At 48.0% G+C, this 10698-nt stretch carries 9 protein-coding genes and 1 riboswitch; of the genes, 8 read left to right on the top strand and 1 reads right to left on the bottom strand.

What is annotated here, in order from left to right; all coding sequences use genetic code 11:
• Nucleotides 1–62: 62 nt before the first annotated feature.
• Entirely contained in the window at nt 63–1421 is a 1359-nt protein-coding gene (locus AYJ58_RS06930) for an alanine/glycine:cation symporter family protein (protein ID WP_106649530.1), read from the bottom strand.
• Between the two features lie 250 nt (nt 1422–1671).
• A riboswitch (glycine riboswitch) is annotated at nt 1672–1795 on the bottom strand.
• 462 nt (nt 1796–2257) lie between these two features.
• On the opposite strand from AYJ58_RS06930, the gene AYJ58_RS06925 reads away from it, so the two are divergent.
• The 8 genes from AYJ58_RS06925 to AYJ58_RS06890 all read left to right on the top strand — a co-directional run bounded on the left by AYJ58_RS06925 (nt 2258) and on the right by AYJ58_RS06890 (nt 10531).
• A complete protein-coding gene (locus tag AYJ58_RS06925; RefSeq protein ID WP_106649529.1) occupies nt 2258–2932 on the top strand; it encodes an ABC transporter ATP-binding protein in 675 nt (224 codons plus the stop codon).
• Nucleotides 2922–5546, top strand: a complete 2625-nt coding sequence (locus AYJ58_RS06920; protein WP_106649528.1) for an ABC transporter permease — start codon at nt 2922–2924, stop codon at nt 5544–5546. Before AYJ58_RS06925 ends, AYJ58_RS06920 begins: the two co-directional genes overlap by 11 nt.
• Nucleotides 5546–6754: a lipocalin-like domain-containing protein gene (locus AYJ58_RS06915; RefSeq protein ID WP_198555615.1), complete on the top strand. Its 1209-nt coding sequence runs from the start codon at nt 5546–5548 to the stop codon at nt 6752–6754. Before AYJ58_RS06920 ends, AYJ58_RS06915 begins: the two co-directional genes overlap by 1 nt.
• A gap of 317 nt (nt 6755–7071) precedes the next feature.
• Nucleotides 7072–7452 carry a type IV pilin protein gene (locus AYJ58_RS06910; RefSeq protein WP_198555614.1) on the top strand — a complete coding sequence of 127 codons (381 nt, stop codon included), beginning with the start codon at nt 7072–7074 and terminating at the stop codon, nt 7450–7452.
• Nucleotides 7453–7890: a GspH/FimT family pseudopilin gene (locus AYJ58_RS06905; RefSeq protein ID WP_106649526.1), complete on the top strand. Its 438-nt coding sequence runs from the start codon at nt 7453–7455 to the stop codon at nt 7888–7890.
• On the top strand, nt 7887–8297 hold the full coding sequence (locus tag AYJ58_RS06900) for a type IV pilus modification PilV family protein (protein ID WP_106649525.1): 411 nt from the start codon (nt 7887–7889) through the stop codon (nt 8295–8297). The genes AYJ58_RS06905 and AYJ58_RS06900 overlap by 4 nt, the downstream gene beginning before the upstream one ends.
• A gap of 2 nt (nt 8298–8299) precedes the next feature.
• A complete protein-coding gene (locus tag AYJ58_RS06895) occupies nt 8300–8869 on the top strand; it encodes a PilW family protein (RefSeq protein WP_106649524.1) in 570 nt (189 codons plus the stop codon).
• An 18-nt stretch (nt 8870–8887) separates the two neighbouring features.
• Nucleotides 8888–10531 carry a DUF7305 domain-containing protein gene (locus tag AYJ58_RS06890; protein WP_106649523.1) on the top strand — a complete coding sequence of 548 codons (1644 nt, stop codon included), beginning with the start codon at nt 8888–8890 and terminating at the stop codon, nt 10529–10531.
• The last annotated feature ends 167 nt before the right edge of the window (nt 10532–10698 follow it).

Raw genomic sequence — 10698 nt, 5'->3', positions numbered from 1 at the left:
CAATGCTAACGTTAAAATAATGTGAAGTAATTTGTTGTTTTAACAACACTAATAAGCCGTCTCTAAGAAGCAGTCTCTAAAGTTTGATTCGGTAAGATACGGGCAAAATAACTTTGGGTTTCGGCGATGATGATATGCCTCAAGCCCACAATGGCAATCAAGTTTGGAATCGCCATCAAACCATTAACGGTATCGGCCAATAACCAAATCACATCGAGCTTGATAAAAGCGCCGCCCGCGATCAACACCAAAAACACCACTTGATACAAGCGTAAACCGCGCTCGCCGACTAAGTAGTACCAACAGCGCTCGCCGTAATAATGCCAGCCTAGAATCGTCGTGAAGGCAAAACACACCAGAGCAATGGTGACCAGATACTGACCCACAACCGCTGAGCCTCCGAGGGCAAACGCCGCGCTCGTCATCGCCGCGCCCGCATTTTCACCACTCCACACACCTGTGATGATCAGCACTAAGCCCGTCATAGTGCAAATAATGATGGTATCGAAGAAGGTGCCCGTCATACTGACTAAACCTTGCTCAACGGGTTCATTGGTCTTAGCGGCAGCCGCTGCAATCGGCGCGCTACCAAGACCTGATTCATTGGAAAACACGCCGCGAGCAATACCGATTTGAATCGCCTGCGCCACTGTCGCCCCTAAAAAACCTCCCGCTGCCGAGAGTGGTGTAAAGGCCGATTCAATCACTAAACCTAAGGCGGGTAAAATTTGCTCAGAAAATCCCACTAAAATCCACACGCAGGCCAGCACATAACCAATCGACATGGCAGGCACTAGCTTTTGCGCCACATTCGAAATGCGCTTAACCCCACCTAAAGTAACGGCGGCAACGAGCACTGTTAGCACGGTCGCGGTCAACCAAGTCGGTACTTCAAAGGCAATCGTCAGCGCATCGCTGATGGCATTAACCTGCGCAAAAGTACCAATACCGAAAAAAGCCACACCAACCCCAAATAGAGCGAACAATTTCGCCATCCAAAGCAGACCAAGGCCGCGCTCGATATAGTACATAGGGCCACCCGCAATCTGCTCGCGCGCATCGGTCGTGCGATATTTTACTGCGAGCATACACTCGGCATATTTAGTCGCCATGCCGAAAAATGCCGCCAGCCACATCCAAAATAACGCCCCAGGACCGCCCATTTTGATGGCCGTTGCCACGCCGACAATATTGCCCGTGCCTATGGTGGCGGACAACGCAGTACAAAGCGCTGCGAAGGACGATAAATCCCCATGACCTTTTGCCGGTTTAAATAACAATCCCAGCGCCATAGGCAGACGAAAAACTTGGATAAGCTTGAGGCGTGCAGTGAGGTAAATCCCCGTGCCCACCAGCAAACAAAGGGTGATTGGGCCCCAGACGATGCCATTAATACTGGCAAGAAAAGCTTGAAAACTCATGATATTCCTCGAATATTAAACAACAAAATTAATAAACGGAGGAGGAAAAGAAATGGCTGTGACGCGCCACAGTCGGACGCTATGGCAAACTATTTCTATCCTGTTCTCGACTGAGATTCGCCCAAGCTGAACGCGAAATGCGTAACAAGCGAATACTCTATACGAGTGCTTTCGATAGATGCAAAAGTGCGCCATCTTAAGCAAAGGGTAAAAATAGCCCACGACGACAAACGACAGGGACTGTGCAGTCATCCTCTCCTCTGTCCTTTTGCCTGAGCGTTTCGCGTCGCTTCAATAACACCACGACACTTTCGCCTTCGGCGCCACCTGATTGCACAATGAGTGCAACTGGTAGTCTCTCCAGAGGCTCGTCCAGTAACAGTCCACGCCTTACGGCACCTGAAAGAGTGCTTTGTTTTTATGGGAAGATTCGATTCAATAAAACCGTCGCTTCACTAAAACCAAAGTTGCCTCGTCGGTGTGGGGTCTATTCCCCACTCTCCTGCTACCTTCATCCGAACGGATTGCTAGATTGAGATTAACTCCCAAGCTAACAGGACGCACAGAATGCAACAAACGCGGCGTCAGCTCAAGCCGTTTGCTCACAGTTCGTCGAGGATTTAACTCAATTGACTATTTTTACGGCAAGTGACGATTTATGTTTTGTGATCCCGTTTATGATCCCATTACAGGAAAAATCAGTATCTATCTGAATAGAAAATGCTTTATCTTGAACACTGGATTGCAACACTAAATTGCAGCCAGGATATGTTGCAGCCACAGTTGAAAACACTACTGACTACACCCGCCGCCAATGGATATAAAGGAGTTGCTCAATGGTCGACGTCGCTAAGCTTAATCAAGTCACCAAAAGCTTTCGCGATGGTGAGCAATATCATCAAGTGCTGCAAGCGGTCAATCTACAGATCCACAGGGGTGAAACCGTCGCACTCACAGGCCCCAGCGGCAGCGGTAAGAGCACCTTGCTCAATCTCATTGCCGGTTTTGAAACACCAGACTCGGGCGAGATATTGTTAGAACAAGCGTCCACCTCCACTTGGCAAGATAAAGAATGGAGCCGTTTCAGGCGCGATTCCTTGGGCGTTGTGTTTCAGCAATTTAACTTACTCACGCCCCTAAACGTGAAAGACAATATCGCCTTCTCCTTAAGTTTAACCGCGCAGCCATGGTCAGCTTGGTGTGACTATCTGGTTGAAAAACTCGGGCTCTTACCATTACTTCATCGCCCAGTTGAAGCCCTGTCCGGCGGTCAACAACAGCGGGTCGCCATCGCCCGCGCCTTAGCCCATAAACCGACGTTACTGCTGGCCGACGAACCCACAGGTAACTTAGATGATGTATCGGGTAAGCAAGTCATGGCATTACTGTGTGAACTGGCACGGGAAAGCCAAACCAGTATCTTAATGGTCACCCACAGCGAAGAGTGCGCCGCCTTTATGCAAAAACGTTGGCACTTATCCCAAGGTGCAGTCGCTATCTATGAACAATAAACCGCTCACGAAAGCAACATCTGCTGGACTTCAGCAGACTGGGCTGAGACTGACATGGCTCAGTCTAAAGGTGTTTATCGCCCATTATCGCCATGCGCCCATACAAGCAGGAGCCATTCTGCTCGGTATCGCCTTGGCCGTGACGCTACTGATTGGGGTTAAAGCGACCAACGATAATGCCGTGCGCAGCTATAGCGATGCGACTGAGCTTTTGAGTCAACGCGCCGATGTGTTACTCACGCCGCCCCTAGGACAAAACACCTTAGATGAATCTGTCTATTTCGCCTTGAGACGAGCCGGATTAAGTCAGAGTCTCGCCGTCGTGAATGGCAAAATCTCCGGTAAGAATGGTCAGTTTTGGCAACTAGAAGGCAGCGATCTGATTGCCGCATTAACGCTACAAAAATCGAGAAGTCACGCCTCGAGTGAAACGCAGTCAACCACCTCGCCGCAGATGAAAAACCTGCCACTTGCCGATCTGCTGAATGGCGCACCCACAGTGATAATGAGCCGCAGCCTAGCTGCCAAAGTAGCACCAGATGGTAAACTTGCTTTAGAAAATAGCACCTTAGACGTTATTACAGTTGATGACAGTTTTGGTCTCGGCAGCGCCATCTTGGCCGATATGTCCCTCGCCCAGCGATTACTAAACATGCAAGGCCGATTAAGCTATATCGCCATGTTCAGTGAGCGAGAAAACCTACCTAAACTAAAATCCCAACTCGACGCTTTAGGGATTACGCCGCAAAAGGCCAGTTTTAGCCAGCAAGATCAAGGCCAAGCGCTGATAGCGCTGACCCGCAGTTTTCACCTTAATCTTAATGCCATGAGCATGTTAGCCTTCGTTGTCGGCCTCTTTATCGCCTATAACGGTGTGCGCTACAGCCTAATGAAACGGCAAAAACTGTTAGTGCAGTTATTGCAACAGGGAATAGAGCGCCGCGCCTTGATGACGGCACTGATGTTCGAATTAATTTTGTTAGTTGTCATAGGTTCAAGTCTGGGCTTTATCAGTGGTTTGCAACTCAGCCACTGGCTGCAACCTATGGTCGCCATGACCTTAGAGCAAATGTATGGCGCCCACTTACTCCCCGGTATTTGGCAATGGACTTGGCTTTTTGAGGCAATTGCCCTCACCTTAATTGCCGCGCTCGCCGCTTGCTTGCCCTTGTATTTAGATCTTACCCGCCAAGCATTAGCGCAAGGGGCGAATCGTTATCAGCAAATGCAGGCACACCGCAAAACCCATAGCATTCAATTTGCCTTAGCCTGTGGCTTATTGACCTTAGCGGCTCTGCTGTTTCCCTTCAGCCAAAGCTATAACATCAGCTTAGTGTTGCTCGGTATCGTCGCTATCGCTATTCCCTTATTGTTACCGCAATTATTGCATTGGGGCGTCAGTGCGTTAATGCCCTTGGCACGTCCTGGATTATGGCAATATCTGCTCGCCGAAACCCGTGAGCTTATTGCACCGCTTTCCCTTGCTATGATGGCTATCTTACTGGCGCTCAGTGCCAATGTGTCGATGAACACCCTAGTGGGTAGCTTCGAACAAACCCTGCGAACTTGGCTAGAAACTCGCTTGCATGCCGATCTCTATATCCGCCCACCGAGCCAGCGTATCGACACTATTCAAACCCAATTGATGCACGATCCTAGAGTCAGCGGTCTTTATCAGCAGTGGCAAATTGAAGCCCAGCTTTCACTGCCAGTTTCGACGGATAATCCGAGCGAGCAGACGATTCCGGTGAGCCTACTCAGCCGCGATGAATTTTCGACTAGGCACACCAGTGCGCTTAAGGAAAGCCTGCCCACATTGTGGCAATCCTACTTTAATGCCCCCGTGATCTTAGTGAGCGAGCCCTTAGCCATCAAATACCAATTACAGCTTGGTGATACTGTGTCATTGGATGTGCTCGAGAAAACAGGTAACAGCAAAGCCATTATCGGCGGCATTTATTATGATCACGGCAATACCCGAAACGAGGTCATTATCAGCCAGCCACTTTGGCAACGGGCCCAGTTACCTGTACTGCCGGTGAGTTTAGCGGCAAGTTTTCACGGTAAAGAGCAAGGCAGTAGGATAAGTGAAGCGCAGCTTGATCAACTACAAGTCCAACTGGCGACTGAGTTAGGTTTATCCCAAGCGCAAATCTACAGCCAAACTAAGATTAAAACCCAAGCTATCGCTATGTTTAAACGCACTTTTTCCATTACCTTAGTGCTGAATAGTTTGACGCTGATTGTCGCCGCGATTGGTCTCTTTAGTGCCTGCTTAATGTTGACTCAGGCAAGGCAAGCGCCACTGGCACGGCTGTACTCCTTAGGTGTGAGTCGTAATGCGCTGCGCGCTATGGTGTTTATGCAGATGCTGATTGTGGTGCTGATCACTTGCCTGCTCGCTATGCCAACGGGTGCGCTGTTAGGTTACCTGCTCATCAACAAGATCACCTTGCAAGCCTTTGGCTGGACGATAAAAATGATTTGGGATTGGCAAGCCTATGGCGAAGCAATACTGATTGCCTTAGCCACCTGCACCTTAGCCGTGCTCTTGCCGCTATATTGGCAAACCCGCAAACCACTGGTCGCCAGTCTGCAGCAGGAGACACTGTGATGAAAACACTCAATCTGAACAGTATTGTATGGGCAGTCGTTGGGTTAATGCTTATCGGCGGCTGTGATAAAACACCATCGACCCCAAATACTCAGTCCAAATCCATGGCCAATGTGGTAGGGAAAACCTCGACTAACCAAGATGATTTAGCCTTTGCCCCTGTTGTTCCCGGCTATAGATTTGAATTTCCGCGGGATCACTTGGCGCACAATCACTTTCGCCAAGAATGGTGGTATCTGACCGCCAATTTAACCACAGAAACAGGTGAGCAACTCGGCGCTCAGTGGACGCAGTTTAGAGTTGCCCTTAACCCCACAGATTTGCAAGCAATCATTTCACACACAACAGATCTGCAAGCAACTGATGCAACGCCCAAAAGTGAATCCACTTGGGCGACTCAGCAGCTTTACTTAGCCCATAGCGCATTAACCTCGAGTCAAACTCATCTGGCTCACGAAAAGTGGTCGCGCCGCCATAGCGAGTTTGCCGAGGTGAAATTAGATCCCTATCAAATCCGCCTCGATAACTGGCGCTGGCAGAGCGAAACCAATGCACTCTTTCCCGCCACATTAACGGTGGAGAATCCTGATTTTAGCTACCAACTTCAGCTTAACAGCCAAGCGCCACTGCAATACCAAGGCGCTAATGGCTATAGCCTTAAAAGTCGCGATGGCCAAGTGGCCTCTTACTATTACAGCCAGCCCTTTATTGAAATCTCAGGTGAAATCAACCGCAATGGCAAAGTGGAGCAAGTAACAGGTCAAGGCTGGCTCGACAGGGAATGGAGCTCGCAATTTCTCACTAAAACGCAACAGGGTTGGGATTGGTTCGCGCTCAGGCTAAACGATGGCTCGACGCTGATGTTGTTTCAGTTACGAGATCAGTCGCCAGCAGAGTCCGCAAATAATGCGCCTATCTCGGCATTTTATAGCGCCAGAAGAATGTTTGCCGATGGTACAGGGCGCAACATCAATTCCACTGACAATCCCAATGACATTCAGATGACGCCACTCCAATGGCAACACACAGTCAATGGCGACTATCCCGTCAGCTGGCAAGTTAAGATCCCCAGCGAGGATATCGATCTCATTATCACGCCGCTCAATCCCAATAGCGCCATGCCATTATCGACACCCTACTGGGAAGGCCCTGTGCAGCTCTCTGGCAGCCATACTGGTACAGGTTATATGGAACTGACGGGCTATTGAGCCCAAACATAGTTCTTATAACCAGAAATGCTAAGTCAGCGCGAAGTAGCATAACAAGATAGTTATTCAGAGAATGATCTTAAGCTGCTGTTGTATAAAGACATCGCAACACGCAATACGTGACCAAGCCCACAATAACACCCTATTTGCGATCGAGTTCAAGACTAATAATCAACCAATTGTTGCATTTTAATGTCAACCCAAATACATTATCATAAATTGAAATGACAACGCTGTCATAACGTACAGATAACAGTTTAACTCTCACGTTTATGAGTGACTGCAATGCGCATCAACCGACACAAATGGAGTTGTGAATGAGTTCTATCATCCGCATAGAGAAAGGTTTTACCTTAATTGAACTCATGATCGTCGTTGCAGTTATTGGCATTCTCGCTGCTATCGCTATCCCTTCTTTTTCCGAATACCTAAAGCAAGGTCGTCGTTTCGATGCCCAGCAATATTTGATGACGAGCGTGCAAGCATTGGAACGCAATTATTCCCGTCAAGGTAAGTATCCTGCTGCGCAAACCTTAACCAACAGTCCTTACTACACTTTTAGCTACACACCGGCGGACGACAAGTTAAGTTTCTCCCTCTCGGCAGTCCCAACCAGCCGCCAATCGGATAGCTGTGGCACGTTAAGCGTTAATCAGAAAGGTGTGCGAACTCCCGCAGCCAATTGTTGGACGAATTAAATGTCAAACAAGTGGAATCAAGGATTTACCTTAGTTGAGCTTATGGTTACCGTCGCGATTATCGGTATTTTAGGCAGCTTAGCCCTCCCTTCGTACCGCGACGTTATGGCACGTGAACAGCTAACAGCCGCTGCGAATGAATTGGTCTCTAGCTATAAATTTGCCCGCAGTGAAGCGATAAAACGCAGTACTTTAATTACTCTCACGGCAACAGAAGCAGGACTTTGGGTCATTAAAGATAGCGACGATAACGAATTGAAGATTTTTACGCCTCCGACGCATGGAATTGATGTAACAGGACTGACTAGCATCAGCATCAGTGCCACGGGCAACACCGCCAAAACCAGTATTTCATTGACGAACAGTCAAGGTGAAAACATGAATTTATGCATTTTACCGAGCGGCCAAAGTCAACTTCAAAGTGAGAATTGTGCATGAAAGCCTTCAATCACATAGGTAAAAAGCACCTTGGCTTTACCATGACAGAAGTTTTAGTTTCACTCGTGGTATCAGTCACTTCATTGCTTGCACTGGCAAAAGCGCAACTATCATCGCTACAACATGCCAGCAATAGCTTTCAATACACTGTTGCCACAGTGCAAGCGCAAAATGTCATTGAGCAGATTTGGCCAAGATTATGCGAAGTGCAAAAGCAACCCGCCCGCTTCGAAGATATTAATTTTAGAGCCAGTTTAAGCCAAGATTTCCCCGCAGGCTTTGACTTAGTATTACCCGCCACTTATCAAGACAACATGGCAATTACTGTAACTTGGCAAGACGGTCGAGTCGATACCGATAATAGCGTCAGTCTTAACGCCAGCTTTCCGCATCTGTGTAAGGTTTAACTGTGATTTCAGCTCATCGCACTCAACGGAGACACATTAAACTCACCTCAAGACAAACGGGGTTTAGCTTATCCGAACTGATGATTGCCATGGTATTAGGGCTAATCATCATGATCGCTGTGATCAATTTCTTTGCGCCACTTAAGACTACTGTTGAGGAAAGTAAACGTCTAGAAAATGCCGCTGACACCTTAAGGTACGCCACGCTAACGCTCAGTAAAAGCATCAAACAGGCGGATAATGTCGCCCTTGTATCGGCTAACGAACTCGTCCTAAGCACGCGTGCCTCCGCAAGCCAACCGAGTATTAGCTGTTTAGGCCAAAGTAAAACCGCTGATTACACCGAAACCTTTAGCTTTTTAGCACCTAACTTATCCTGCGACGATGGTGATGGTGCACAAACGCTTCTCACTGGGCTAGAAGCGGCTCACTTCTCTCAAACTGGTGAACTCGTCAGTATTAATTTGAAACCCTTAGCTTTACCGACCCAATATGATCAGGGTATTAGCTTACAGATCGCACTGCGTAAACCTCTTTGGCAACAAGCCATAAATTCACAACAAGTGCCATAGGCACGAGGAAGCACAGACATGCACACGGAACGTTCATTTGCTCACGCTTCGCCACTTCGCGGCAGTATTAATAAGCAAAAGGGTGCAGTGTTACTTATCGTCTTAGTCTTCAGTATATTAGCCAGTTTATTGGTCGTGACATCACTGCGAGATAACTTAGTACAAGAGCGGCTGAGCGGGAACTTCCAGAAGCAAGTCAATGCGCAACTCACCGCCGAACAAGGCATGTATGAAAGCTATAACACCCTCAAAGCGACTTTAATTAAAGCGCCTCAAAGCACGGCGGTCTCCTTACATGACAGTCTGCCAAAGAGTGCCTCAGGCAGTATCGACAGCAGCGCCTATACATTGACAAAAACCGTGACCCCTAGCACCGAACTCAGCGTCAACAGCACAGGGCAACACTTAGAAGGTCAGGCCAAACTCAATGCACTCTTCGCCCTAAAAGGCGCAAAGGGCAATAACATTTTTAACGATGCCATCGTTTCCTGCGAGAGCCTCAATCTGACTGGTAGTAGTACAATCGATGGTTATGACTCACGAAAAGGCGCCTACGGCGATAGCTTCAATAATGATCAAGGCAACAGCCAACTCAATAAGCACGGCAAAGGCAATGTGACGACGGTTGAACCGAATGCCGATGTAACCTTGTCGGGCAATTCGCCGATTTACGGCGATGTCAGTGCAACGGGAAATGTCACATTAACCGGCTCATCTTCCCTAATAGGCAATATTCAAAGCAATAAAGATGTCATCGTAGGCACAGGTACGGTCGGTGGGAATATCGCTGCGGGTCATAATTTCGAGCTAAAAAACAGTGGCACTGTTGAAGGCTCAGTGCAAGCCAATAACAACGCATCAACGGCCCCTGGTGCCAAAGTGAATGGGACACTTCAATATGGTGGTGATGGCAACTTCCATCAAAATAGCAGCATTGGCCAAGCAGTGAAACAAGCGCCTAATGTCCCTCCCGTTCCCACTAAGTCCTGCGATCCCTTAGATATTGGCGCCGTGATGGGAGGGTTTAAAATGCCCAACAATGGCGCGAGAACAATAGCATCAACCCAAAATGTCACCATTTCGCCAACGGGCTCGACAGCGAGTTCAGGTAACAGTAATGCGTTTCCTGCCCTGTCCTCAAGCTCAGAAAACATCTTCGGTTCTGAAACCCCAGTATTTAACCTCGACAGTTTAGTCATGAGTAGCGATGGTGTATTAAACATCAGTGGTGGAGATGTAACGCTGATCATCAATGGTGATTTTAAAATGAGTGGCGCAAACCAACTTAATATCGCCCCAGGTTCAAGTTTAACGTTATTTGTGAATGGTGAAATTTCCTTTACGGCAGGTACCAATAACGGCAATAGCATTAAAAGCCAAACCTTAACCAGCAGCAATAAACCGCCGTTAGCGATTTATTCGGGTTCAAATAAAGATGTAACTGTCAGTGGAAGCGTGCCGATATATGCCGCGCTTTATGCGCCTAAATCCAAAGTCAATCTGCCCGGTGGGCCCGAAATCTTCGGCTCGGTAAGAGGCAAATCCATTACCGCTACGGGTGATGGCAAAATCCATTATGACAATGCTTTAGGCGAAGCCGATTTAGGCAGTGACAATGCCATTCCCCCCGCGATAATACTTAAAGGTTGGCAATATTTATAATCTTGAATTATTGGCCGTATCCCATATACGGCCAAGTACAACACACCTCATCAACAATAAACACACAGCTTAAATTTCAAACTGAGAGTTAGATCACTCGCAAAACTTTGATCCGGATCGACTATCGCTTTCAATACCTCTTGAGAGGTATACCCACATTTTTTATC

Source organism: Shewanella sp. Pdp11, assembly GCF_002838165.1.
Lineage (GTDB): Bacteria > Pseudomonadota > Gammaproteobacteria > Enterobacterales > Shewanellaceae > Shewanella > Shewanella hafniensis.
This window is presented reverse-complemented; position numbering and strand designations above follow the sequence as displayed.

Bases quoted from the DNA above. Each gene is read 5' to 3' on its own strand.
- AYJ58_RS06920 (WP_106649528.1), top strand. From the start codon at position 2,922: ATGAACAATAAACCGCTCACGAAAGCAACATCTGCTGGACTTCAGCAG.
- AYJ58_RS06890 (WP_106649523.1), top strand. From the start codon at position 8,888: ATGCACACGGAACGTTCATTTGCTCACGCTTCGCCACTTCGCGGCAGT.
- AYJ58_RS06905 (WP_106649526.1), top strand. From the start codon at position 7,453: ATGTCAAACAAGTGGAATCAAGGATTTACCTTAGTTGAGCTTATGGTT.
- AYJ58_RS06925 (WP_106649529.1), top strand. From the start codon at position 2,258: ATGGTCGACGTCGCTAAGCTTAATCAAGTCACCAAAAGCTTTCGCGAT.
- AYJ58_RS06930 (WP_106649530.1), bottom strand. From the start codon at position 1,421: ATGAGTTTTCAAGCTTTTCTTGCCAGTATTAATGGCATCGTCTGGGGC.
- AYJ58_RS06910 (WP_198555614.1), top strand. From the start codon at position 7,072: ATGAGTTCTATCATCCGCATAGAGAAAGGTTTTACCTTAATTGAACTC.
- AYJ58_RS06900 (WP_106649525.1), top strand. From the start codon at position 7,887: ATGAAAGCCTTCAATCACATAGGTAAAAAGCACCTTGGCTTTACCATG.
- AYJ58_RS06915 (WP_198555615.1), top strand. From the start codon at position 5,546: ATGAAAACACTCAATCTGAACAGTATTGTATGGGCAGTCGTTGGGTTA.